The 25255-nt window shown below is 38.1% G+C and carries 22 protein-coding genes; 11 read left to right on the plus strand and 11 right to left on the minus strand.

Translation table 11 applies throughout. The features are described from left to right. Nucleotides 1-73: 73 nt before the first annotated feature. The 3 genes from minE to minC are packed head-to-tail and all read right to left on the minus strand — an operon-like array spanning nt 74 to nt 1864. A complete protein-coding gene (minE, locus tag FW757_RS05085) occupies nt 74-343 on the minus strand; it encodes a cell division topological specificity factor MinE (RefSeq protein WP_145235646.1) in 270 nt (89 codons plus the stop codon). A 1-nt stretch (nt 344) separates the two neighbouring features. Continuing rightward, complete coding sequence (minD, locus tag FW757_RS05090; RefSeq protein WP_145235643.1) at nt 345-1154, minus strand: septum site-determining protein MinD; 810 nt, start codon at nt 1152-1154, stop codon at nt 345-347. 5 nt (nt 1155-1159) lie between these two features. Then, nucleotides 1160-1864 carry a septum site-determining protein MinC gene (gene minC, locus FW757_RS05095; protein ID WP_145235640.1) on the minus strand — a complete coding sequence of 235 codons (705 nt, stop codon included), beginning with the start codon at nt 1862-1864 and terminating at the stop codon, nt 1160-1162. 169 nt (nt 1865-2033) lie between these two features. Here minC and FW757_RS05100 point away from each other — a divergent pair, with 169 nt between their 5' ends. From FW757_RS05100 to FW757_RS05110, 3 genes are all read left to right on the plus strand, one after another. Further along, nucleotides 2034-2315 (plus strand): YcgL domain-containing protein, encoded by a 282-nt coding sequence (locus tag FW757_RS05100; RefSeq protein WP_145235637.1) that lies wholly within the window; start codon nt 2034-2036, stop codon nt 2313-2315. 4 nt (nt 2316-2319) lie between these two features. Beyond that, a complete protein-coding gene (locus tag FW757_RS05105; RefSeq protein ID WP_149980391.1) occupies nt 2320-3336 on the plus strand; it encodes a lytic murein transglycosylase in 1017 nt (338 codons plus the stop codon). A gap of 310 nt (nt 3337-3646) precedes the next feature. Continuing rightward, nucleotides 3647-4078: a hypothetical protein gene (locus FW757_RS05110; protein WP_182718794.1), complete on the plus strand. Its 432-nt coding sequence runs from the start codon at nt 3647-3649 to the stop codon at nt 4076-4078. 343 nt (nt 4079-4421) lie between these two features. Here FW757_RS05110 and FW757_RS05115 read toward each other — a convergent pair whose 3' ends face one another. The 5 genes from FW757_RS05115 to FW757_RS05135 all read right to left on the minus strand — a co-directional run bounded on the left by FW757_RS05115 (nt 4422) and on the right by FW757_RS05135 (nt 8507). After that, nucleotides 4422-5132, minus strand: a complete 711-nt coding sequence (locus tag FW757_RS05115; RefSeq protein ID WP_182767950.1) for a hypothetical protein — start codon at nt 5130-5132, stop codon at nt 4422-4424. Nucleotides 5133-5162: 30 nt separating this feature from the next. Beyond that, a complete protein-coding gene (locus tag FW757_RS05120; protein WP_310736619.1) occupies nt 5163-5708 on the minus strand; it encodes a DinB family protein in 546 nt (181 codons plus the stop codon). Nucleotides 5709-6106: 398 nt separating this feature from the next. After that, nucleotides 6107-6970, minus strand: a complete 864-nt coding sequence (locus FW757_RS05125) for a hypothetical protein (protein WP_446440932.1) — start codon at nt 6968-6970, stop codon at nt 6107-6109. A gap of 16 nt (nt 6971-6986) precedes the next feature. Next, nucleotides 6987-7460 (minus strand): hypothetical protein, encoded by a 474-nt coding sequence (locus FW757_RS05130; protein WP_446440933.1) that lies wholly within the window; start codon nt 7458-7460, stop codon nt 6987-6989. Nucleotides 7461-7961: 501 nt separating this feature from the next. Then, nucleotides 7962-8507 carry a GbsR/MarR family transcriptional regulator gene (locus FW757_RS05135; RefSeq protein ID WP_169018523.1) on the minus strand — a complete coding sequence of 182 codons (546 nt, stop codon included), beginning with the start codon at nt 8505-8507 and terminating at the stop codon, nt 7962-7964. A gap of 285 nt (nt 8508-8792) precedes the next feature. On the opposite strand from FW757_RS05135, the gene adhP reads away from it, so the two are divergent. Then, the gene (gene adhP, locus FW757_RS05140; protein ID WP_149980237.1) at nt 8793-9803 is read left to right on the plus strand and encodes an alcohol dehydrogenase AdhP; all 1011 of its coding nucleotides are present in this window, start codon (nt 8793-8795) and stop codon (nt 9801-9803) included. A gap of 47 nt (nt 9804-9850) precedes the next feature. On the opposite strand, the gene FW757_RS05145 is transcribed toward adhP, so the two are convergent. Together FW757_RS05145 and FW757_RS05150 are read right to left on the minus strand one after the other, a co-directional pair. Further along, nucleotides 9851-12265 carry a TonB-dependent receptor gene (locus tag FW757_RS05145; RefSeq protein ID WP_446440934.1) on the minus strand — a complete coding sequence of 805 codons (2415 nt, stop codon included), beginning with the start codon at nt 12263-12265 and terminating at the stop codon, nt 9851-9853. Nucleotides 12266-12473: 208 nt separating this feature from the next. Beyond that, nucleotides 12474-13742, minus strand: a complete 1269-nt coding sequence (locus FW757_RS05150; protein ID WP_446440935.1) for a Xaa-Pro dipeptidase — start codon at nt 13740-13742, stop codon at nt 12474-12476. A gap of 146 nt (nt 13743-13888) precedes the next feature. Here FW757_RS05150 and FW757_RS05155 point away from each other — a divergent pair, with 146 nt between their 5' ends. From FW757_RS05155 to FW757_RS05165, 3 genes are all read left to right on the plus strand, one after another. Further along, nucleotides 13889-15709 carry a DUF885 domain-containing protein gene (locus FW757_RS05155; RefSeq protein ID WP_182761047.1) on the plus strand — a complete coding sequence of 607 codons (1821 nt, stop codon included), beginning with the start codon at nt 13889-13891 and terminating at the stop codon, nt 15707-15709. Nucleotides 15710-15804: 95 nt separating this feature from the next. Beyond that, entirely contained in the window at nt 15805-16302 is a 498-nt protein-coding gene (locus FW757_RS05160; RefSeq protein WP_182761046.1) for a YcgN family cysteine cluster protein, read from the plus strand. Beyond that, nucleotides 16302-16802: an RNA methyltransferase gene (locus tag FW757_RS05165; protein WP_182797849.1), complete on the plus strand. Its 501-nt coding sequence runs from the start codon at nt 16302-16304 to the stop codon at nt 16800-16802. The genes FW757_RS05160 and FW757_RS05165 overlap by 1 nt, the downstream gene beginning before the upstream one ends. 71 nt (nt 16803-16873) lie before the next feature. Here the strand turns inward: FW757_RS05165 and FW757_RS05170 are convergent, their stop codons facing one another. Then, a complete protein-coding gene (locus tag FW757_RS05170; RefSeq protein ID WP_446440936.1) occupies nt 16874-18604 on the minus strand; it encodes a hypothetical protein in 1731 nt (576 codons plus the stop codon). 250 nt (nt 18605-18854) lie between these two features. Here FW757_RS05170 and FW757_RS05175 point away from each other — a divergent pair, with 250 nt between their 5' ends. The 4 genes from FW757_RS05175 (at nt 18855) to FW757_RS05190 (ending at nt 25083) form a co-directional block, all read left to right on the plus strand. Further along, nucleotides 18855-20555 carry a M1 family metallopeptidase gene (locus FW757_RS05175; protein ID WP_182767338.1) on the plus strand — a complete coding sequence of 567 codons (1701 nt, stop codon included), beginning with the start codon at nt 18855-18857 and terminating at the stop codon, nt 20553-20555. A 214-nt stretch (nt 20556-20769) separates the two neighbouring features. Further along, nucleotides 20770-22041 carry a sugar MFS transporter gene (locus FW757_RS05180; RefSeq protein WP_149980243.1) on the plus strand — a complete coding sequence of 424 codons (1272 nt, stop codon included), beginning with the start codon at nt 20770-20772 and terminating at the stop codon, nt 22039-22041. Between the two features lie 424 nt (nt 22042-22465). Continuing rightward, the gene (locus FW757_RS05185) at nt 22466-24355 is read left to right on the plus strand and encodes a methyl-accepting chemotaxis protein (RefSeq protein ID WP_149980244.1); all 1890 of its coding nucleotides are present in this window, start codon (nt 22466-22468) and stop codon (nt 24353-24355) included. A gap of 110 nt (nt 24356-24465) precedes the next feature. Further along, nucleotides 24466-25083: a DsbA family protein gene (locus FW757_RS05190; protein WP_182767341.1), complete on the plus strand. Its 618-nt coding sequence runs from the start codon at nt 24466-24468 to the stop codon at nt 25081-25083. The last annotated feature ends 172 nt before the right edge of the window (nt 25084-25255 follow it).

Below are 25255 nucleotides of genomic sequence, written 5' to 3' on the forward strand. Positions count from 1 at the left end.
AGTAGTTAAAATAAACATTAGATTTTTTATGCTATTAAAATGTGAAAAGGGCGCTGTAATAGCGCCCTTTTAGTTATTTCTTTTCTTTCTCTTCGTCAGGTAAAGTGACGTTGAGTTCTAATACCGCTAAGTCATCTTCGTTTTGATCGAATTGGACTTGAACCGCGTCATTACTGATGTTGACGTATTTACGGATAACATCAAGAATATCCTGTTTCAATTGTGGCAAGTAATCAGGTGTACCACGCTGTGAGCGCTCATGCGCAACAATGATCTGCAATCGCTCTTTTGCTAGTGACGCTGTATTTTTCTTTTCTGAGCGGAAGTAGTCAAGTAGTGACACGTTAACCTCCAAATATCCGTTTGAACAAACCTTTCTTTTCTACATCTAAGAAGCGAAATTCGACTGTTTCACCTAATAAGCGATTAATTGCATCGGCATAAGCTTGTCCAGCATCAGACTCTGTATCTAATATAACTGGCTGGCCTGAGTTTGATGCACTTAATACCGCTTGTGATTCAGGTATTACACCTAACAATTCGATAGAAAGAATATCTTGCACATCTTCAACTGACAGCATTTCACCTTTAGCTACTCGCTCTGGGTTATAACGAGTCAGTAATAAATGTTCTTTTATGTTTTCAAGTCCTTCTTCAGCACGTTTAGATTTGCTATGCAAAATACCTAAAATACGGTCTGAATCGCGAACTGATGATACTTCAGGGTTCGTTGTTACAATTGCTTCATCAGCAAAGTACATCGCCATCATAGCGCCGGCTTCAATCCCTGCTGGCGAATCACAGACGATATAATCAAAGTCTTTTTTCAGCTCGTTTAATACGCGTTCAACACCTTCGCGAGTTAAAGCATCTTTATCACGGGTTTGTGAAGCAGGTAATAAAAATAATTTATCTACCCGTTTATCTTTGATAAGTGCTTGATTTAAATTTGCTTCACCGTTTATAACGTTAACAAAATCATAGACAACACGACGTTCACAGCCCATGATCAAATCAAGGTTACGTAAACCGATATCAAAATCTATAATGACTGTTTTATAGCCCTTAAGTGCTAAACCTGTGCCAATTGCAGCACTTGATGTAGTTTTACCTACACCACCTTTACCTGACGTAACGACAATGACTTTTGCCATAAGATTTATCCTTTAACCAAAGCTGAAATTTCTAATGATTCATTTTTTTGTTGGATTTGTGCAGCGTTGCCCCAGAACTCACCTTGCAGAGAATCGCTGATCCAGTAGTTGCCATTGATAGAAACAAGTTCTGCTTCTAATTTTTGGCAAAAAATACGTGCTTCGTTGTAACCTTGTGCGCCTGCTATTGCGCGACCACGTAATGTGCCATAAATATGTACATTGCCATCAGCAATCACTTCTGCACCATGGCTTACCGCACCAATAACGATTAGGTCACGGTCTTTAGCATACACTTGTTGACCAGAGCGCACTGTGCCATTGATAACTTGGGCAGGTAAGTAAACTGTTTTCTCAACAATTGAAGTATTACTCTGCTTTGTAACAGGTTCACTCTTAACGTCTTGTGAATAATTTAAAACTGAGAGCCCAGCGGCTTTGGCTTGCGTATGTTGCTCATCAGAGCCATTACAGACTCCAACAGCATTAAAGTTCATTCGTTCTAATAAAGACTTTAGATGAACAAAATCAACAAGATTATTTTTTATCTCAATTAAATTAACAACAATAGGAGCACCCTCAAAAAAACGAGGGGCTTGGGCAATTTTTATATACAGTTGCTCAGCTAACAGGTTTATATCAGTACTATAAAGATGTAAAACTGATAACGTAAAAAGATTCCCTTTTAGCTCAAAAGTTTGGTCCGACATACACGCTCAATTGAATAGTGTGATCAGAAATCAATTTTAGATAAACGCAGGCTGAATAAGGCCTGTGTTTATATGGATAAGGTGAAATTTCTAATCTAATTTTTCTAACTTATTATGACTCTCATGTTATAGTGTGCAGCACTGTTAAGCAAGATTTTATAGGGTCATAATGCTGACTGCGGTATATAAAAGTAAGAAAAAAGCGGATACCTTCCTTTTTGTAGAAAAAAGAGATGATTTTAGCAAGGTACCGGAACCTTTAATGGCTATGTTCGGTCAACCTCATTACGTAATGTTAATTAATTTAGCAAAACGAACGCATTTAGGCGGGGCTGATTTAAGTTTAGTTGAGAAATCATTAACTGATGTCGGGTTTTATCTCCAGTTACCGCCACCTGAAGCTAACTTACTAGCTGAGCATAGAAAACAAAATGGAGTTGATAGTGACTAAACATATAATGACTAAATTGGCTGCAATTTTATGTAGTGCCTGTATCAGTACATCGGCACTGGCCAAGACCCAAGCACAATTTGATGAATATGTTGCAGGTTTAAAACAAGAAGCAGCACAAAAAGGCTACGATAGTCAATTAATTGAAGATGCCTTCGCTACAGCACACTTTAAAGAAAAGGTAATTTCTGCTGATAAAAATCAGCCTGAAGTTAAAGAAACCTTAGAGACTTACTTACCAAAGCGTGTGCCACAATGGAAAATTGACCGTGCACGAAAGCTATACGCTGAAAATAAAGATATTTTAGAACAAATTGCAGCCGAGTACGGCGTGCAGGCACGCTTTATTGTTGCGTTATGGGGCCTTGAAAGTAATTTTGGTAAAATCCAAGGTGGTCACAACGTTATTTCATCTGTAGTCACGCTGGCTTTTGATGGCCGTCGCGAAACTATGTATAAAAACCAACTATGGGCCGCGCTTGATATTTTAAAGGAAGGGCACATTACTTTAGATAAATTCAATGGTTCATGGGCAGGTGCAATGGGGCAAACGCAATTTATGCCAACCTCATTTAATGCCTACGCGGTAGATTATGATAAAGATGGTCGAAAAGATATTTGGACCACCCAAGTTGATGCCTTTGCATCAATAGCTAACTATTTAAAGCAAGCTGGCTGGAATAGTGATCTTACTTGGGGTCGTCAAATTAAGTTACCACAGAGCTTCGAACCTAGCTATGTATTGCAACGTGGAACTAAAACACGTACTCAATGGTTAGAGTTTTGGGCTGATTCAGAGCGTTCGTTAGCTGATTGGCAAGCTTTAGGTGTACGTAAAATGGATGGTACTGATTTACCAGCCGTAGATGTAACGGCGGCATTGGTTATGCCTGATGATATGAATGGCCGTATGTATTTAGCTTATGATAATTACAAAGCGTTAATGCATTGGAATCGCTCATATTACTTTGCCACCAGTGTTGGTTACTTGTCTGATCGCATTGGTTACCCAGCGATTTAATAAGTAATTAGGTGCTAGGCTCTAGGTAATTAGGTACTAGGGCGTTTACAGAAAGCGCGAGTTTATCTCGCGCTTGCGTTTGTAAAAAACATCAATGCAAAATATTTTTAAGTGAATTATTCACATCGAAGTTAAGAGACACTGCGCTATAGATAAGATATTAAACGTTTTGTGCAATAAGGGCTGGGTCAATTATTTTGATGTCTGAAGATAATATTTGACGTCTTTTGTTCTTTTAGGCTATCAATACTTTTGCAAAATCAGCTAACACCCCAAAGCAAAACTCTAAAAATATTCAATAAGGATATATATGGATGAAAATTTAATCTTACAAACAGTTGATCTGGCGCAGAATTTATTTGCAAAAAATTACTGTAACTTCATTAAAGAAAAAGAGAGAACCGTTACCGTAGAAGGTGAAGAGTTTGAACTGTTAAGTTTTGAGAAGATGATTGAGTTAACTAACATAAATGACATGGAAGTTAGCGAAGTTCGCGCCTTAAAAGCATATGCAAACACATTAAAAGATGTTTTAGGTCCGACTGTTTATGATCAAAAAGGGCACGGTTGGTCCATGTTGATGTTATCTGCAAGTCTCACTATTGGTAAAAATACCGAAGGTGATTTGCTATTTTTAGATAGACACAATAGTAAAACGCTGTGTATTTTTCGTCACGATGATGCCAGCATATTTAAAACAAAAGTAACTTTGTATAAATTAATTAAAGCGTATTCTGAATAAATTCGTTCTCGTTTTTTAACAGACTCACACAATAAAGCTCATTTGAAATTATATCTGGGCTTTTATCTATACTGCATTCTCACATACATAATTATCAAGACGTTAGTAGCCCCCTGTGTCAGAATGTTGTCGCCTCTAACTTGAGGCGACAACTAACTTGAAAAACTCCGCTTTAGAGTAACACAGATTCTAGACTCACGAAGTTGGGGATATTATTACCTAATAGCCAATGCTTATCAGCCAACGACTCGCCATAGCATGTGATATCACCAGTACCAAAAATAGGCGTTTAGAATCGAGTGGTCTAGAGGTTAGAGACCTCCGGCTAACCGATTATGTGCGGTTATTCGTCTAGCCATGGTGGCCTTACATAAACTACTTTACTTACGTAGTCTAAATCTTTAACCCAAAATCGATCTCTACAACCAAGCTTCCATAATTTAGCACCAGCATCCATTGTGCAAGGGGCTAGGTCTTTTTCGTTCGACAAAAAAGGCCACATTAAATAAGTTGCAACTTCGTCACACTTAGTAAGGTAGATTGCCCAGTTTTTTAAGACTTCATAATGCTCCCTGTCATAGGGGAAGTTATCAATCCAATACTCACCAATCGCTTCATAAAGGACACCAAATAGTTCGTTATCCGATGTATCAGGGAATTCTATACCTGATGGAGCAATTTCAACTTGAAAGCCGCTATCAATAAAGGCAATAATTTCGGCATTATAGTCTTCCTCTAAAAGGATTGGTCGAAGACTCGATATGTGTAAGGAGACTAAATTCTTGAGTTCCTGATCATCACACCTAATCTGCTCACTCTTTGGTACTCTGTAACCCCACCTAGATATAGAGTCAGTTTCACTTACTATATTTAAAAGCCTATTCCTTATCTCTTCGTGTTCATCAAAAACTCTCCATGCTTCATCGAGATCTTCTTCATTCTTAATTCCATCAAAGAAGAAATAATGATCGACCTCATTTTCAATATCAATTGAGTCAGGATCTTCGCTATTTCTCTTTAGGATTTCTTCCAATAGTCTTAATTCTTGATTCATTGCGGTGATCTCAAAAGCATGTTCGCTTTGTTATGCATGCGTTTCCTCCTGAATCTCAGCCAACAGGTCAGTAACCCCAATATCCACGCCTGCCTGCGATAGCAATGTAGAAACTTGGCCACGATGATGAGTCTGATGGTTAAAAAAATGAAGAACTAGACTCGAATATCGTTTGGTAGCGGAGATCCCCTTGGTGTTTTGGTAGCTGAGAATGAAATCCAGATCACTTTCAGATAGCTCGGCTGTCCAGTTGATAATTATCCGATCCAACCAGAACCGGTGCTCCGATAGGCTACCAATGTCATTGAAGGTTATGTGATCCAGGCTCTTTGGATTTGGAATATCAGCTACCTCCTGTAAAGACCGCAAGCAGGCTGGATGGGTAGCAAACCGTTTTAGCCAGATAGTATCACCAACAATGATGTGATTAAGAGTTCCGAGAATGGATCCAAAAAAGGCCCCACGGTCTTGGGCCAGATTAGTTGCACAGAGCTGACTCGAAGCCTCATACACCTTTAAATTCATCCGCTGATTATAGGCCGCCAGCAATTCAAAGTGATTTTTCAGGCTCATCATAGATCCTTATCATGGTTAACGAGCCTGTAGAATTACTCGTTTAAAATTTATTTTTATTGATGCATTAACCATAGCCGAGTTGCTATTTTGATTCAATCGATAACTAATTTTCATGTTAAATATAAAAAGAGTGCTTGGTGCTGTTTTGATTGCATTTTACAAAGGTATTACAGGTGTTTGCGTGGCTTATTTGAGTGAGTAAGGGCTAAAAAAAGGAATTAACATTGCGCTGGGCAATGAGTACTTAGCTTTACAAGATTTAGTGTCATTGAGAGATATTTGGATAATATTTATTACGGGAGATGAACCGCCCATTGCACTTCCTGTTAATAAAAAGTGCATTATGGGTGGTTTGGGGGCTGAAGGTTAGAAACCTCCGGCTACCCGATTATGCAAAATCAATGTGCGTAAAACTCTACCATCGTTTTTTTAAAGTCACTAATCTTTAAAAACTTGGTTTTAATACCTAGCAAAGCATAAATATATTCGCCTCGTTTTATTAACTTGACATCATCAGTTATGAAATAATCAGCTTTCCAAGCATGTTTTAAGTGTTCCGTATCTTGATAGCTACTTTTTATTTTTTTGATATCTTTAATTGATTCTGTTTCAAAGTTTATAAGATCCATTAATTCGGATAATTGTTCAATCTTATTCATACAATCGAAATCACTATCAAAAGTAACATGCCCTTTTTTGATATCTTGAATTGTAAATTGATAACTTTTACTTATCATTATCCCATGAATGATATTATGACTATTAAACTCCATATCAAAAGACTCTGGATGAAAATCATCATCAATATCTGCAAAAAATACTTTTATGTCCTTATTTAAGGTTTTTGTAATATTACTTTTACGATTAAACATAGGATATGCATAATTATTATATAAAGATTTGTATAGTTTTAAACCTTCAGCCGCCCGAGTAGTTTCTAGCCAAAGAATAACTCTTTCGACGGTTGAATCAATCTGTTCTTTAAAAAACTTAAGATGTCGATCCTGCTTTGCAATTAATATGTTGTTAGTTAATTCAAATAACAGTTCAAAATAACTTTTAAGGAATACCCTATTCATTTTTATGCCATCTTCAATCAAGTATGCACTAGATAAGAAAATGGATTTTGATCTTTTCTTATAGTTTTCCACTTGGAGCATAAAATTCTTGTCGTTAACACACTTGCTAACGAAATTTTGATCCAAATAGAAAGTATTCAGAGTAGGACTAACTTCAAAATCTTCATAGCTTAAAGATTGCATCTCACCAAAATGGGAATTAGATATTATGCAACTCTGTCATTCTTTGCTGACAGTACCCTACCGCTAAAGCAGAGTGAACTTGCTCGACTCCTTTTACGTACTGCTTGTACAGATGGTGAGCTTTTTCATCAAGTTGTCTCTCGACATATACTGGGTTTGATATCAATTCAAAAGCAAGACTTACAGGATCTTCTTCATTTTTTAAAGAGAACTTATCTGATAAGCAATTGATAAGATCTGTATTTTTATTATTGATGATTTTAATATTTTCAATGAAGTCATAAAAAATACGGTTAACTAAATGATAATCTAAACAGCCCATGCATTGTTTTTCACATATTATTCTATCTTTGAGACCATCTTCTAACATTATCCATAAGTTAAATTCTTCAGATGTTTTTAAATCCATCCATGAATCTGAATCACTCACAAGCTTACCGATCAATACTTTTAATATATAGCTTATGTTCAGCTTAACAACACAATCCATGAATTAGCCTTTTTGTATAACAATTTTATAGTGCGCGAAGGGCGGATATTTCTGCTCCGACCACACTTATATTTATACTTTATATATTTTTAACAAATTAACTAAGATATTACTATCATTAAGTTTTCTAATATCTTTTAAACAAAGCTAAGTGGAACAATATACGCGCGTCGCTCATATCCTTGAATATGTGAGCAGTCAATTAATTATTACTCTTAGCCAATATCAATGACTATAATTTGCTCAAATAACTCCGTCAACAGAACGTGTATAAAGTACAGTACTTATCTGCGCTTTTTATGTGGCACAACTTATCTTTTTATTCACCACAGAGAACACAAAGGCGCTTCGCGCTGCACAGAGTAATCTTTTTTGATTTTATTTACTTTTCAGTGAATTCTGTGGTTAAATTTTTTAGAACCTAGAACCTAGAACCTAGAACCTAGAACCTAGAACCTAGAACCTAGAACCTAGAACCTCAGTCGCGATATAAAATCGCTGCTACGATTTTTTCAATATCTTATCTTTAAAGTCGAGTACTTTACCAATACCTGAGCCTAGCTTCATTAAGCTTTGTAGCTGTTCAGGGCTTAAGCGCTGTAGTTCTGAAGACCACTTAGTGACGGTTTCGAGTAGATCATGAATTTCATGCATTTGTTGCTGGGCAAACTTTTCATCGTCGTTGGTTGCAGGCTCTAGCAAATTATCTCTGAGTAAACTGAGAGTAGGGTCAATCTCACGCTTTTTACGCTCTTCAAATACGCGGTTTGCCATATCCCAAATACTGCCAGCGGGTGCGTAGTATTCTTTTCTGTCACCTGGAATATGCTGCACTTTAATTAAGCGCCAAGATTGTAATTCTTTGATACCCATACTGACATTACCGCGAGATATACTCAGGGCGTCGGCGATTTCGTTCGCTGTCATTGGCTCTTTGGTTATGATCAATAAACCACACATTTGGCCGATTGTGCGATTAAAACCCCAACGACTGCCCATTTCGCCACAGTGCATTACAAAGGCAAAGTTCTTATCTGATAACGTCATTGCTTCTCAAGTTTCAATAAATAATGAAATTAATGCTAGCACGCTGAATATGTTTAGCAAGATTTACTGAGCAATACGCTGAATTTTCCTTGGCTGAATCAAGCCTATGGGATTATGTGTTGGTACTAATAGTCGTTCTTAGTCGTTCAGAACAAGTTATATCACTAAAGTTTGATTTAGATTAATTTTTGCTCATCTAGAGTCGCGTAAGGTGTACACTAATTTACGACAACTAATTTCTTAACAACTACTCAATAACAACTTCGCAACAACAAGGAACGAGCAATGAAAGCAGCCGTTAATAGTACTTACAAAGGCAAATTAGAAATTTCAGACTTACCCATTCCAACCGTTGGAGTCAATGATGTTTTAGTTAAAATAGCCGCATGTGGTGTGTGTCATACTGATTTACATGCCTGTCATGGTGATTGGCCAGTAAAGCCTAAAATGCCGTTAGTTCCAGGGCATGAAGGTGTTGGAGTGATCGAACAGCTGGGTAGTAATATTACTCATTTGGAAATTGGTGATCGTGTTGGCATTCCTTGGCTATACAGTGCATGTGGTCATTGTGAATTTTGTTTAGAAGGTAAAGAGACCTTATGTCTTTCACAGCATAATACGGGTTACTCAGTTGATGGTAGTTACGCAGAATATTGCTTAGCTGATGGGAACTATGTTGTAAAGATCCCTGAAGGCTTAGGTTTTTCAGAAGCTGCGCCATTATTTTGTGCCGGTGTTACAACCTATAAAGCGCTAAAAGTGTCAGGTGCTAAGCCAGGACAATGGGTCGCTATTGTTGGTGTAGGTGGGCTTGGGCATCTTGCGGTGCAATATGCAAAGGCAATGGGCTTTAATGTAATTGCAGTGGATACTGGTGTTGAAAAACTGGCTTTAGCAAAAGAGTTAGGTGCAGATATCACACTGGACTTTAAAGAATGTGTGCCTAGTGAGGCTATATTTGAGCAGGTAGGGGGCGCACATGCTGTGGTATGTACCGCTGTATCCAAGCCGGGGTTTGAGCAAGCTTATAAGAGTGTTCGCCGTGGTGGAAAATGCGTGTTAGTTGGTCTGCCTCCAGAGGATATGCCGTTGCCTATTTTTGATACTGTACTCAATGGCGTTTCTGTTGTTGGCTCAATTGTTGGCACACGTAGAGATTTACAAGAATGTTTAGAGTTTGCTGCACAGGGCAAAGTTAAAGCAATTATTGAAGAAAAACGTCTTGAAGATATCAATGACATATTTGACGATATGCTCAAAGGTGAAATTAATGGCCGTATAGTAGTCACTATGTAAAGTTAAAAAAGCGCACAAGCATTTTGTGCGCTTTTACAGCTTATAACTTAAAGCTTATAGCTCAAAGTTAGTTTCGCATTGCGTTCTTCGCCTGGCATACCACCTAAAAACATTGCTTTTGAGTAATAAACTTTATTAAACAGGTTGTTTAAGTTTAGCTGTAAGCCCCATTTATCAGTGTTATAAATTAACGCTGCATCATAAATAGTATAGCTTGGTACATAACCATCAGGAATGCCAAATGATGATGCATTGGTACTGCGATCATCAACATACTTTACGCCCGCACTTAATTTTAGTGGCTGTGCTAGTTCAAACCACTGAGCACTGTATGTTAACCATGTGCTTGCTGTTACATAAGGCACACCTTTTTGACGCGCAGCAAATGTGCTCACATTAGGATTTTTCTGATCACGTGCATCTTGATAAACACCATTGATATTGACCTTCCATTGATCATTTAAATAGGCATTTAAATCAAGCTCAATACCACGGGTTTTTTCTTCACCATCAAAGTAATTTTTTGGTACCGATGGATCTGGCTTTGTATCATCATAGGCAGGGTTTACATATTCTAAGTTAGTACGTGCAGTGTCAAATACCACTAATGAGGCGAGTACCTGATCATCAAAGGCTTTTACTCTTATACCTAAATCAGTACTAAGAGATTGCGCATCATCACGGTCAGCTTCATTGCCTGAAACAGAGCCTAAAACGCTATACGCAGTGCGACCCTTCGAATGATTTATAAATATAGACAGGTCATCAGTCGGTTTGTATGTCGCGCCTAAATTATAGGTTAAACCATTATCCGAGGTACTTGCTTCTGGCGTCGCAGCAGCGGCACTGGCCCGGTAACGTGCATCAACACCTAAATGTTCATATTTTTGAGTAATTTCGTTGTATGCAACACCAATACGAGTTGTGAAGCTGTCATTGATATAAGCAACATGTTGCAGTCCTAAGCCCCATGCTTGCACTTTTTTACTATAGTTACTGGTTTTAAGCGGATCATAGTCGCTAAATTGCCCGTCTGACCAAACCGGTGTACGAATATCTAGAATATAGGGTAAAGAGCCTTGATAGGTTATATCGCCATTTTTATCTTTGAGAATATAGTCTTTATCCCAAATAGAATACTGCGTGAAGCGTATATCGCGGTCTTCATAATTAGCATTGACCAAAAATTCGTTTTCTATATCACCTAAACTAAAGTCATAGCGTAAATCTGCAAAGTATTGCCATGACTTTTCATCGGCCTCTACTTGGCGATATTCTTGACGGCGTGCAGCAAATGGATAAAGTACATCATCAACTACCAATGGCGCACGAGGGTCTTGATTTATGACGCCATTTTTTTGCCGCCAATAAACATAATTATAGGCGCCTGTTTGACGTGCAAAACTTGACTCATAATTACGGTATTGCAGTTGTTGGTTTAAAAATAAATTGTCAGTTATATAGTAATTATGAGTGAGTTTAAAGCGTAACTCTTCACCTTCGTTGTCTTTTGCCATGGGTGAGATAATACCGCGATGACCAAATTTATACGGTGTTAAACCATCAGACGCTGCAAGTGAATTCGCTAATTGTTGGCGCTGCGCATCAGATAATTGCAGCCCAGCAGTGGTTGGATCATTGACTAAATCATCCGCAGTCACTTGGCCGGCGGTTTTGCCATTTACCGACTGCGCATTATAAATACGGATAGGGTGGCCAATTGAATCAACTGCAATGGCATCTTTAATATAAGCGGCTGAGATCATAATATTTTGGCGGTCATTAAACACATATTTTAATGCGCCGTAGATTTCATCGCGGTCATCTTTTAAATCACGGTAGCCATCACTACGTGCTGTTTTTGCATTAACTCGGTATGCTAGATTTTCGGTAATTGCATTGGTGCTATCAATTGATAATGAATAGGTATTCCATTGACCAATTTCCGCTTGTACGTTGTGCTGCTCGGTAAACTGTGGCTTTTTTTCAATCAAGTTAATTACGCCACCTGCGCTGCCCATGCCATATAAACCAGTGGCGGGGCCTTTTAATACTTCTACGGCCTCCACATTGGTTAGTGATCGAGTTGGATTGAATGTGTTTCCTAGGCCCGCACCGCCATACATACCATCATAAGTATAATTTGCACCAAGGCCACGGATCACTAAATTGTCGCCAATTCCGTAGTTATTACCTGCTTGGGTTACACCACTGATATTACGGGCTAAGTCTTGTAAGTTATCAACGCCTTGCGAGTTGATAAGCTCTTGATCGACGATAACAATAGGCGCAGGTGTTTCCATTAACGACATATCAGACTTTGTTGCTAAACCCGAATTTAATACAACATGATTTTGCTTTTGATAAACCGTGATGCGTTCAAGATCGGATTGTTCGGCCGCAGTTGCATTATATGCTGTTAAACAGGCTAGGGTAATTAGAGAGAATTTATGCGTTGTCATAGTCATTACCATTAAAAAATTTTCGTAATGATAATGTGTGGCATTTGTATTTCAAGTTTTAATTATCTAAAAAAGGCAATTATTTAAACCTACCCCAAGCTGCTTACCTTTTGCTTTCAAAATATTAATATATTAACAACGTATTTAGTTAGCTGTTAGTTTAACCCTTGCTTAATGATTGAGTTAGCTTAACGCTAACTCCACACATTTATTTATAAGCAACACCTGCTTTCATCACAAATGCTACATTTTCTAGCAAGGTTATGTCTTGCAGTGGATTGCCTTTAACGGCAATGATATCTGCTGCAAAGCCTGTTTTAATTTGCCCTAGTTGATTTTCAACTTTTAACAGTTTTGCGCCATTAATCGTTGCTGCTTGAATTGCCTGTAGTGGCGTCATGCCAAACTCAACCATTCTCGAAAACTGTTTTGCATTATCACCATGTGGGTAAATTGCGGCATCGGTACCAAACACCATATTTACGCCAGCCTTTACTGCTCGGCTAAAACTATCACGCTGTTTTTTAGAAACTTGGCGCTCTTTTGCTAGGTTTTCTTCGGCTACACCATTTTGCTCACCAAACGTGAGGGTATACTCAGTGTTATAAATATCCATTGAAAACCAAGTGCCGTGTTTTTTTGCCAGTTTAATTGCTTCATCGTCAACAAAACTGACATGTTCAACACTGTCTACACCGGCTTTAATGGCTGCGGTAATACCACTGGTACCATGTGCATGTGCAGCAACCGTTAAACCGCGCATATGTGCTTCATCAACAATGGCAGTTATTTCTTCTAATGAATACTGTTGAATACCTACTTTTGTGCCCTTAGAAAATACTCCGCCAGTGGCGCAAAACTTAATAACATTGGCACCGTACTTAATGTTTTCGCGTACTTTTGCACGAACAGCCCATGGGCCATCAGCCACACCTTCGGCAGTGTATTTCATTTCAGGAGGTAGACGGTTGTTGTCACAGTGACCACCCGTTACACTCAAAGAGGGGCCAGCAGCCCAGATGCGAGGGCCAATAATATCGCCTGCATTAATGCCGTCACGTACTGCAATGACACTGTAACCTTCGGCGCCCACGTTACGTAAAGTTGTAAAGCCCGCTTTTAAGGTTTTTTCTGCAAAATAGGCCGCTTTAATCGCTTTACGTGGCACTGACTGACCGATACGTTCACTACGAGGGACTGTTGGATCGCTGGTTAAGTGTACGTGCATATCCATCAGGCCAGGCAGAATGGTTAACTCGGGCAACTTAATATGGTCATCACCTTGTTGTAGGGGTGGCATGGTGCCACTACTGATTTTAGTAATAATACCGTCATCGATTTGAATAAGCGGTGCATTAATAAGCTTGCCATTATTTACGTCTAGCATTGCTTTAGCACTAACGTACGTTGTTGCTTGTGCGCTAAAAGCGCTGACACACAGTAAGCCCAAAGGGACAGAAAGTGATAATTTATTCATTTATTTTCTAATTTTTGATTATTTTATATAGCAATGTAGCAAGCAGTTTTTAGGCTGTAAACAAAACGCGATAAGTATCGTATTTTCTTTATTTAGCGATTTGAAAGCTGCATACTTGCGCTAACTTCTTATACTCAGGGATCATTATGAAAAAATTTAAGTTAACCTTGCTTGTCGCTGGTGTACTCAGCGCTTTGTCTGCGTGTTCAAATACGGCTAATAATAATTTAAATAAGCCACAATCAGCATTAACAAGTGAAACTGCCAGCGCAACAACACAACAATTAAATAGCTTGGTTGAGCAGTACTTTGTGGATTCGTTGCAATTTAGCCCTCTTGATGCCACTTATATTGGCTATAACCAATACAACAACCAATTTACAGCACCGATTACCGAGCAAAACCGAGCTCAGCAGCTTGCTTTTTATAAAGATTATCAGCAACGTTTAGCGGCGATTGACCAGCAGCAGTTAACCGGTCAAGCCTTATTAAGTTATGAAATACTGGCACGGGATTTAGCATTAACAATCGAAGGTTTTCAATTCCCGAGTTACTTATTACCAATTAACCAAATGTCTGGCGCTCACAATACGTTTGCAGGCTTTGGATCGGCGCAAAGTGCGCAGCCATTTGCAAGCTACCAAGATTATGAAAATTTCGTCGCGCGAGCTGAAGGTTTTGTAACTTGGTTAAGCAGTGTGCAAGATGCTATGCAGCAAGGGGTAAATGAAGGCATTGTTTTACCAAAGCCATTAGCTGAAAAGTTATTACCGCAATTTCAAGCGCATATAGTTACCAGTGCAGAACAATCTTTATTTTATAGTCCGATAAAGCAGCTTCCAGAGCAATTCACAGCAGCGCAAAAGCAACAACTCACTGACCAATATAGTGCACTTATTATGGATAAGTTGGTCCCAGCGTATACAAAAATGAGCGAGTTTTTAGCGACCACTTATATACCAAATAGCCGTGCAACAGTAGGTTATAGCGATTTACCAAATGGTAAAGCATGGTATGAATACCAAATAAAGAAAAACACCACCTTAAGTTTATCTGCTGATGAAATTCATGAAATTGGTCTAAAAGAAGTATCGCGTATCCTTAATGAAATGAAAAAAGTAAAGGAAACCGTTGGTTTTAAAGGCAGTTTAAGTGAGTTTTTTACTCATTTACGAGATTCTGATGAGTTTTATTTTGATACACCTGAGCAATTAATTGCGGCCTATGAAGCCGTAAAGTTAAAAATTGATGCGCGTGTACCTAAATTATTTAACATTGTCCCCAAAGCTGATTACGTTGTAAAAGCGGTTGAAGATTTTCGTGCTGAGTCTGCGGCAGGAGCATCTTATCAATCACCAGCACCGGATGGCTCTCGTCCGGGAATTTTTTATATTAATACCTTTAATTTAAAAGCGCAGCCTAAGTTTCTACTCGAAACATTGTCAATCCATGAAGCAGCCCCAGGACACCATTTTCAAATCGCCTTACAGCAAGAAGTTCAGTCATTACCTGAGTTTCGAAAATTTGGTGGTTACACAGTGTTCGCCGAAGGTTGGGCATTATATGCTGAAAGTCTAGGTAAAGAATTGGGTTTATTTACCGACCCATATATGTGGTATGGCCGTTTATCTGATGAGCAATTACGCGCTATGCGATTAGTGCTCGATACAGGTTTTCATGCTAAAGGCTGGACTCGTCAACAAGGTATTGATTACATGCTGGCTAATTCCTCAATGGCTTTAAGTGATGTAACCGCAGAAGTTGAGCGCTATATAGCTTGGCCAGGACAAGCATTGTCGTATAAATTAGGGCAATTTAAAATTCAAGAACTGCGAGATTATTGTAAACAAGCATTAGGTGATAAATTTGATATTAAAGAGTTTCATACGCAAATTTTAATTGATGGTGCTTTGCCGATGCCAATACTAGAAGCGAAAATTAAACGCTGGGTTGATACGCAGCGCTAACTTTTAAACTTGAAATAGCGCAAAGCTGAATGTAGCTTTGCGCGCGGTGCTCAATTAAGCTAAAATGCGCGCTATTAGGGGCACCGAGTTATACCATGTTTGAAAACCAATTTTGGCTTGAGAAATCACTTGAGCAAATGTCACAAAATGAGTGGGAAGCCATTTGTGATGGCTGTGGAAAATGCTGTTTAAATACCTTTATAGACAGCGAAGATGAAGATGAGTTTACCGCCACAGATCAACTTCGCGATGGTGAAGAACTCATTTTTACTAATATTGTTTGCCAATACTTAGATAATAATACGTGTGGTTGTAGTGAGTATGAAAATCGACAAACATTAGTCCCGTCATGTGTAAAATTAACCAAAGAAAACCTCGACAGCATTTTCTTCATGCCGCAAAGTTGTAGTTACCGCCGTTTGCACGAAGGCCGTGGTTTAGCGTCTTGGCATCCATTAAATAACGGTGGCAGCAAAGAACTAATGCATACATTGGGTATTTCTGTAAAAGACAAAACAGTAAAAGATTGTGATGTAGCTCTAGATGACTTTGATCTGTATGAAGCAGATTGGCCAACTAAGGATTGCGATTAATGACTGCGAAGATTGGTTTGATCAATCCTAAAAGTCCCTCTAACGTTGGCGCAGTGTTAAGAGCTGCGGGTTGCTATGGGGCTGAACAAGTATTTTTTACAGGCACGCGTTATTTAAATGCTAAAAAGTTTCATACCGACACAAAAAATGTTGTTGAACGCATCCCACTGACTTGCGTTGACGATTTAGCAACAGCAAAGCCCGCAGGTGCGACTGTGGTGGTGATTGAACTAATAGAAGGTGCAACACCTTTGCCTGAGTTTGTTCATCCTGAAAACGCATTTTATATTTTTGGCCCTGAAGATGGCTCTATTAGCAAAGATGTACTGAACTGGTGCGATGAAGTGGTGTATATCCCCACAATCGGTTGTATGAATTTAGCAGCTACCTGTAATGTGGTTCTTTACGATCGACAAGCTAAACTCGGTGGTGTAGAAAGTTCTGATCAAACGATTATTAAAAGCCGCGACACCAATAATAAAATGATATGGCAGAAATAGTACAAACTGAATTGAACAATTGAAAAAGGGGCAATTAATGCCCCTTTTTTCGTTTAATTCCAAAAAAGTTATTACTTTTTAGTAATTTTGATCTCTGAATTAATAACAATCCCTTCATCTTTTATATCTGTTGCAAAATACACAGACATTGTTTGATTTTTTAATTGTTCAAGTTCTTCCGGTAGTGCTTGCCCTGTCATTTTAAATACTTCGATGACAGGAGTCATTAATGATTTCAGATCAACTGCGGTATTTAAAAATCCATTTTTTTCAAGTGCTTGTTCTGATAATGTATTTGCAATAGCCGCTGATTTTTCACCAGTGAATAAAACAATATGCTTTCCTTTTTTAGCTAACCTTATATCAAGGCCAGCAGGTAAAGGATAAGGAATTGCAGCATTGACACTAATTGCATCGCCGTTTTCTGGTATTTCAAGCTCCGCTAATGCGGGTAAAAATCCTTTAGCAGTAAAAAGTAAATTATCAGGATCTGTCGCAGAAAGTGTGATTAGCGCGTCTAAAGCTTTTAGTTGTGGCAGTTGATTTGCATCGGCTCCTAAAGCAAGATCTTGAATACTTACACTGACACCTTGAATACCATTAGCCATAGCGGTCATCATTGATAGTGCAGCTAAATTTGAGTCTTGAGTTTGTTGCTGTAAAGCAACAAGAGGTGCACACTCAAATTCAGCTTTTTTAAATGTACTTGAGAGTATATTTAAAAGCGGTGGAATTTTTGAAATATCCGCACCATAAGCAACGCTTAGCATTTGCCCGTCAAGTTTAGTTGTATGCTCAGGAACAAAACCCCGCACAGATTTTAATGTTTTAATAATATCTGTAGCAGTGCTTTGGAAAATAGCATCTGCTTTAAAATGAGCATCAGAGTTTGTTACTTGTATGTACGTGCTACCGGTTACTGATGCAGGCCAATAACTAACAATATTGGTAATGTCATTTTGGCACTGTGGTGTTCTAGCTACCTCTAAAGCATTTGGATCACCCAATTCTTTTAATAGTTCATCAAGCATTTCACCTAGGCGTGATGGTGTTCTAGCGGTAATAGCATTAGCAATCTCAACATGGTCTATATACGCAATAGAGTGGCCATCAAATGAATAATTAGTAATATAGTTTTCAAGTTTAGCGGTTTGCGTTAATGATTTTGTTGGTTTATCAATTGCTAAAGCAAGACGTAAATCTTTAATTGTATTAAGTTTTGTATCAAACGTGATGGTAGCCCAGTTATCTTTAACAGACACAATTAAGTTTAATGTAATGTCATTTTCAAGTACTAAAGGGTACGTGTTGTAGTCAACACCTTCGATGGTTTGTGTTGTGAAGTTAATTCCCGCTTTATCAGCTGAGCTATTAATTGTATTAAATAAAGCTGTTTCATCTTCAAGTTGATAGCGTAATACTGGCATTAGACCAATTGTATAGGCTAGAGCTTTATAATCATCGGCGAATCCCCAGGCTGCTTTTAGTGTTTCATAAGATGACAATGATGTTTGATATTGATCTAATAGAGACGCTAAAAACTGTGCATTGTTATCGTTACTTGCCGCTAAATTTTCGATCAATGGCGTAAAATCGTCAGCACCTTTCATTTGATCTGGAATCAAATTGAAATATTTACTATAGGGAAATGGTTTTAGCTGACCATAAAATAAAGCAGTATCAGCAGGGACGTAATCAAGTTGAGCAAGTTCTAATGAGGCTGTTGAACTGTCAGTTTGTGTATAGATTATTGCACCCGCCGCTACAGCAACTGCGCAACCAGCAAGTAGTTTGGTGTTCATTTGGAAATTCCTTTTTTGTATCAGTACCAAGCGGTACGTTCTGTAGTATTTATGTTTTGTAAAACGATATCATAAAAGTGCGTAGCCTAGCGAGGAAAAGCACTATTAGTGTTGGTTTTAGTGAAGGCGCGGTATTTATATAAAATTATTAATTTTATATAAATACTTTGTTGTTTAAACGCAAAATTATCGAATGTTGTTTGTTGTTATGTGACTATCTTACTTCATAATAAAGATAGATGGGATTAGCATGAATAATCTTTTTTCTCGAAAAAGTATAATTAATTATATTGCAGTACTTATAAGTTCAGTTTCATTAGCTGCTTGCACCTCAAGCGAAGTGCCATTAGATCCTATTGTAGGAGACACGGGGCAAGTTTTGTCAGATATTGCGTTAAGTAGTGATGTGAAGTTTTATGATTTAGAGTTAGAAGTTTTTCCTACGGATAAAAAAATAGCCGGTATTGGTAAAACCTCATTTTTAATGCTTAAAGCAAACCAATATGTAGAACTAAAATTAGACAGTCGATTTAATATCAGTGATGTAACTGTAGCTGGAAAGAGCGCAAGTTATAAAAGGCTAGGTGGTATTATTACGATTAACTTAGGGGAAGTTAAAACGCCGGGTGAATTGGTTGATGTTGCAGTTCAATATTCAGGGAAGCCACATATTGCGAACAATGCGCCATGGGAAGGTGGCTTTGTATTTGATAAGTCGTCTGATGGAAAACCATGGATTGCAACGGCAGTACAAGGAGAAGGGTGCGATTTATTTTGGCCCTGCAAAGATCATTTTAGTGATAAAGCGGATTCAATGCGTATTCGTTTAACTGTTCCTAACGGTCTTAGTGCCGTGACTAATGGTGTGCTGCAAGATGTCAAAAAGCTGCAAAATGATAAGGTACAATTTGATTGGCTGTTATCTGTTCCCGCCAGTGATTATAATATAGCCTTAAATATTGGTAACTACGAACGTATTCAAAAATCATATACCAGTATTAATGGTACACAGGTACCTATTGAGTTTTGGGTCTTACCTGAAAACAAACAAAAAGCAGAGGATTTGATCGATTTTGATTTGATCAATCAAATACAATTTTTTGAAAGTCATTTAGGTCCTTATCCATGGGGGAATGAAAAGCTAGGCTTTGTTGAAACACCTCATTTAGGTATGGAACATCAAACGATTAATGCTTATGGAAAAAAGTATAAACGTGATGAAAATGGCTATGATTGGCTACTACAGCATGAGTTAGCACATGAGTGGTTTGGGAACTTAATGACCCATGAGAGATTAAATGATGCCTGGCTTCATGAGGGCTTTGGTTTTTACATGCAGCCTGCTTACAGCTTAAATAAATTTGGCAATGCCGCATATAGCTATACGATGTACAAATCGTATTTGGGGTTAAAAAATTGTCAGCCAGTTGTTCGTGAAGGAGAAGTTACTTCTGATGAAGCATTTAACTCGGATATTTATGGTAAAGGTGGCTGGACGTTACATACATTACGTTGGTTAATTGGAGAGCAGTTATTCTGGCGTGCAACACGAGAATTATTGTATGGTATCGATAATACCTCAGACATAAAGTATCCAATAAAACCACGATATCGTAATACAGAACATTTTATTGATATTGTAAACAAACTAACAGGTGATAATTATAATTGGCTATTCGATATTTATTTAAAGCAAGCTGAGCTACCAATCTTAAATAAACGACAAGTGGATGGAGTTATTACACTTAACTGGGATGTGAAATCTTTAAATAATAAGCCTTTTCCTATGCCTTTACCTATCTCTATCAATGGTAAAGAGGATGTTTATTATCCGCAAGACGGAAAAATTATTTTAAATATCAATCCAGGTGATCACGTAGTCGTTGATCCTGATATGAAGGTTCTTCGTTACTTACCTATTATTTCTAAATGTAACAAAAAGCAGGATTAATACTTTGCGATTGATACCACAGTAAATTGATATTTACTGTGGTATCAATCGTCGTGAGTAACTCTGCTGTTATGTGTTTCAAAAATACGTGTCACGTTAGTAACTATTTGTTACGGTTGTAAATCAATGCGTGGATCGTTCCAATTTAATTTTTGTGATTTTTTTATACTAATGTGTAGAATCACACACAACTTGTTAATGGAGTGAAAATCACGTGAGTGAAATAAATATAAATAAAACGTTTGTCACTGAGCAGCCGCAGCAAAATAATAATTACCTGTTACCTTTGACTGCAATGACAACTCTATTTTTTTTATGGGGTTTTATCACAGTACTAAATGATGTACTGATCCCGCGTTTAAAAGGGGTGTTTGATCTTAGTTATACGGAAGCGATGTTAGTGCAGTTCTGCTTCTTTGGTGCTTACTTTATTGTTTCTTTACCCGCGGGGATATTGGTTAAGAAATTTGGTTATAAAAATGGTGTGCTTAGCGGTCTTATCGTGGCTTCTATCGGCTGTATGTTATTTTATCCTGCAGTGGTCGTACATGAATATTGGCTATTTTTAACCGCATTATTTGTACTAGCCGGTGGTGTCACCATTTTACAAGTATCGGCTAACCCTTATGTTGTGGCGCTTGGGCCTGAAAAAACAGCTTCGTCACGGTTAAATTTAGCGCAAGCACTTAATTCATTAGGAACGACTATTGGGCCCTATGTTGGTGGCATTTTGTTCTTTGGCGCAGCAGGCTCATTGACTGCATCTGCGGCGACAGCAGAATCGGTAAAAATTCCTTATTTAATGCTTGCTGCAGCACTGCTTACTATTGCTGTTGTGTTTGCATTTTTAAAATTACCTGAAATCAAATCACACAAAGAAGAACTCGATTGCAAAGCAAAAGGTCATTCTTTAACGCAAGCCCCGCATTTAGTTATGGGGGTGTTAGGTATCTTTTGTTATGTTGGTGGTGAAGTGGCAATAGGTAGCTTTTTAGTTAACTTTTTCGGTGAAGCTCATATTGCAGGGCTCGAAGAGCATACCGCTGCCGCATTAATTGCCTATTATTGGGGCGGGGCGATGGTAGGGCGCTTTATTGGCTCTGCTGCATTACAAAAAATTGCACCATCAAAAGCAATTGCTTTTAATGCATTTGCGGTCATTGCGTTACTTTTAATTACAATCTTCACTGAAGGTGACGTTGCTTTGTATGCTGTGCTGTCGATTGGTTTATTTAATTCTATTTTGTTTCCGACAATTTTCTCAGTCGCTATTCAAGGGCTAGGTTCATTAACCAGTAAAGGATCTGGTTGGCTTTGTTTAGCGATTGTTGGTGGTGCATTAGTACCGTTAATTCAAGGCGTTGTTGCTGATGCAATGAATATTCAAGTTAGTTTTATTATCCCAGCACTTTGCTATTGTTTTATCGCTTGGTACGGGTTGAATGTTGTAAAACTTGCGAGCAAGTGGCAACAAAAAATAAACTAAGCTAATAGTAAAACCTCTTTAGATAAATGCATTTGCAGCACTGTAAATGCATTTATTTTCTTATTATTCTCAATGAATCAATCGCACTCTAAAGTAAAACCTCGCAGTTTAGTTCATTACAAAATAACGACGGATATGCACTGAATACGTATTCAATAGCTATTGTTTATAAAAATCACTGGAACCTTCCAATTTTGAGTTTGTTATTTTTTCGGTGCAATTACGACATTGACTGTCTTTACTTATCGATTAATTACTTTATGAATTTGTTATAGGAGTAAGCGCTAAACTAATTTTTTTACCATGCTTTATTATTGTTTTTGGCTATAACATAGCAACTGTTGGCGATAAGATAAGACAAATAGCGTTATTTTTGTTAAAAAGTAGTTAGCTAACAACGATAAAAAAAATAAATAGGTGTGTCATGCAAAGCTCGCTAAAATTTACCACTAAGGTAACTATCGCAGCATCTGTGGTATTAGTGTTGGTGCTGGGGTTATTTACCATCAATAACTTTATTTCAATGCGCTCACAAACGCAGCAGCAACTGTCTCTAATATTACAAGAAAGCTCTCAATCGGTTTCACAAAATATTGCTAATTGGCTCAATAATAAATTAGCAATCGTTCAGTCTGTAGCGAAAACGCATCAGCAAAATGACACTAAGGAATTAACTCTTAGCCAACTCAATAGCGCAGAAATGGCAGGTAAGTTTAAAAACACCTATATAGGCAAACCTGATGGTACTTTTGTACTTAATGATCAAACAGTTGTATTACCTGCTGATTATGATGCCACAATCCGTCCTTGGTATAAGCTGGTAGAAAATAAAACCACCACAGCGTTTACGACTCCTTATATCGACGTAACCACCAATGAGCTAACTATTTCAGCGGTTGCGCCCATTTTAAATAATGGCCGTTTTAGTGGCGTCGCCGGCGCCGATATCGATATGCAAACCATCACTCAAATAGTCAACGAAATTGATTTTTTAGGTTTTGGTTATGGTTTTCTATTAGACAGTGACGGTCGTATTCTAAGCCATCCAGATATCAAATTAAACGATCAGAGTATGGCGAAGCTGTTTGGTAAAAACCTTGCTTTAAAAGCTGAGTTTGTGGAGCAAGAAATCGCTGGTATTGATCATCTTGTATCATTTACACATATCAAAGGTATTGAAAATGTAGATTGGTATTTAGGTGTGGTGATCAACAAAGATATTGCTTATTCATCAGTGGCTTCATTTAGAAATATGGCTGCGATATATATGTGTTTGGGAGTTATCGCGACGATATTAATGATGCAATTTTCATTGCGTTATTTGATGCGGCCTATGCAGCGTTTAAACGATGCAATTAAAGATATAGCCCAAGGTGAGGGGGATTTAACTCGTCGTTTAGAGATTGAAAACGATGACGAATTTGGTGAACTGTCAGGTTATTTTAATGCCTTTATAGATAAAATTCATACCTCAATTGACCAAGTAAAAACGACCACGGTTGAACTGGAACGTTCAGTGGAAAGCTTAGTTGAGCAAACAGAGTCAACGCTAACGATGTACAGTGACCAAACTAAACGCACAGACAGCGTTGCAACAGCGATTAATCAGCTGTCATCAAGTGCGATTGAAATATCAAGCAGCGCAAGTCATGCATCAACCCTTGCTACTGATGCGAATACACAGTCAGTACAAAGTCAAAGTACGTTAAATGATAATATCAATGCCATTGGTGTGTTATCGCAAAATATGGAACAAGCACAACAAATTATTAGTAGTGTTGCTGAACACTCTGCAAGTATTGGTCAAGTACTCGAAGTTATTAAAGGAGTCAGCGAGCAAACGAATTTACTTGCACTTAATGCCGCAATTGAAGCCGCTCGTGCCGGAGAGGCTGGTCGTGGGTTTGCCGTTGTTGCAGATGAAGTGCGCCAGTTAGCTCACCGTACTCAGCAATCAACCCAAGAAATTGAAAATACCGTTAGCCAATTACAGCAAGGTTCAGGCAGTGCCGTTGCGGTTATGAAAGCCAGTTTAGTTGAAAGCGAAAATACTGTAAAACAAGCGCAAGCAGCCGGTGAGCAAATGGCAGGAGTAACCAAAGCTATAAAAGCAATTGATGATGTAAATCATAGTGTTGCAAATGCGACCACTGAACAAAATCAGGTAATACACTCTTTAGATAATGATATTCATACAATTAGTGAGTTATCTCAACAAGGTCAGCTAAACTTAAATAACACTTTAGCTGAGTGTACTCGTTTAAAACTGCAATTTGATGAACTTGAAAAAATGGTGCTACGTTTTAAAGTCTAAATGCAATCAGCGATAACTAAAAAGATAAAATAAATGATGCCGGAATCACCTGTAAGCCAAGGATGAAGGGCTAAATAACGTTGTTTCCAGTGAACAGTAACAGGCCAATAATGAATAATAGTCAGCTTATATATGTGTACGACCCAATGTGCAGTTGGTGTTGGGGTTTTCAAAAGTGCTGGCAAAAAATCCAAGACGCCTTAGCGAATGAAGTTGATATTATTTATAAAGTAGGTGGCCTTGCTGCTGATTCCGAACAGCCAATGCCAGTAAGTATGCAACAGTTTTTACAACAAACTTGGCAGCGTATTGGCCAGCAAACCGGTGCTAAATTTAACTTTGATTTTTGGCAAAACTGTCAACCACGCCGCAGCACTTACCCTGCATGTCGGGCGGTGATTGCAGCACGTTATTTTAATAAAGAGCGGGTTATGCTTGGTGCAATTCAGCAGGGTTATTATTTATCGGCACAAAACCCATCGGATCTTAATACACTCGTTAGCTGTGCACAGCAAATAGGTATTGCTGCTGATGAGTTTTTAGCTATATTGCAAAGTGAACAACTTGAACAGGCATTTCAACAAGAGTTAGCGTATGTTCAGCAGTTACCTGTGCAGGGTTTTCCATCGTTAGTTCTTTGTCATAAACAGCAGTACTTTGCTATTACCGTAAACTATACCAACGCAAATGCTGTGATCAGTACCATTCATTGCATACTTGCTGATTAATTTATTTAATCTCACTTCACTCATCATTAAAGCGTACACGCTTGTTAAATATTAAAAACTATTGTTTTATCTAAGGTAAAAAGCTGTATTTATGGCAGTTGTCATAAAAAGGACTTTTTAGCGCAACACCTCTGTCATTTTTCACCTATAGAATCTCGTTCATTGATATTAA

It is taken from the genome of Pseudoalteromonas sp. 1181_04, from assembly GCF_052850545.1.